This is a genomic window from Bradyrhizobium australafricanum, assembly GCF_020329495.1.
Taxonomy (GTDB): domain Bacteria; phylum Pseudomonadota; class Alphaproteobacteria; order Rhizobiales; family Xanthobacteraceae; genus Bradyrhizobium; species Bradyrhizobium australafricanum.
Genome location: NZ_JAGKJL010000206.1, coordinates 1 through 699, shown reverse-complemented (window position 1 = coordinate 699; position 699 = coordinate 1). Strand labels below are relative to the sequence as shown.

The following is a 699-nucleotide window of genomic DNA, read 5'->3' as shown; positions in this document are numbered from 1 at the left end:
CCGTCATCCTGAGAGTCTGACTCATAAATCACCCAACCTTAGCTGCAGCCGCGAGTCTGCGGGTCAGGAGCCTGATGTGTGCAATCAGCAGCCAGGCAGCTTCGGTTGCCACCGTCGCCTCGAAGTCCTTGGCGAGGCGGCGGCATCTGCCGAACCAAGCGAATGTGCGTTCAACCACCCACCGCCTCGGCAGAAGCTGGAAGCCTTTGACGCCTTGAGGCCGCTCGACGATCTCGACAGTCCATGGACCGCAGTCTGAGAGCGCGTCGAGGAGTTGATTTCCGCGGTAGATCCGGTCGGCAAAGACGTGGCGCAGCCGGGGGAAGTTCATCCGCACGTTCTTCAGCAGCGGTACGGCGCCATGGCAGTCCTGAACGTTGGCCGGATGAACATGAACCCCAAGGAGGAGGCCATTGGTATCCGTCACGATATGCCGCTTGCGGCCGTAGATGCGCTTGCCTGCATCGTAGCCGCGCGGTCCGCCAGCTTGGGTGGTCGGCGCACTTTGACTGTCGATCACGGCTGCCGTCGGCTTCGGTGTCCGTCCAAGCTTTTTTCGCGCCCGTCGGACAAGCACGCTGACAATCCTCTGCCACCGGCCTGTATCCCGCCATCTATAAAAATAGCCCTGCACCGTCGAATAGGGCGGGAACTCCTGCGGCAACGCCCGCCACTGGCAGCCGGTCGAAACGATATAGA

The 699-nt window shown here is 61.5% G+C and carries 1 protein-coding gene; it reads right to left on the bottom strand.

Going from position 1 to position 699, the window contains the following annotated elements; genetic code table 11:
• Positions 1–28: 28 nt before the first annotated feature.
• Positions 29–699, bottom strand: a 671-nt coding sequence (locus J6525_RS46580) for an IS5 family transposase (RefSeq protein ID WP_225649632.1), incomplete at its 5' end; no start/stop codon positions are given.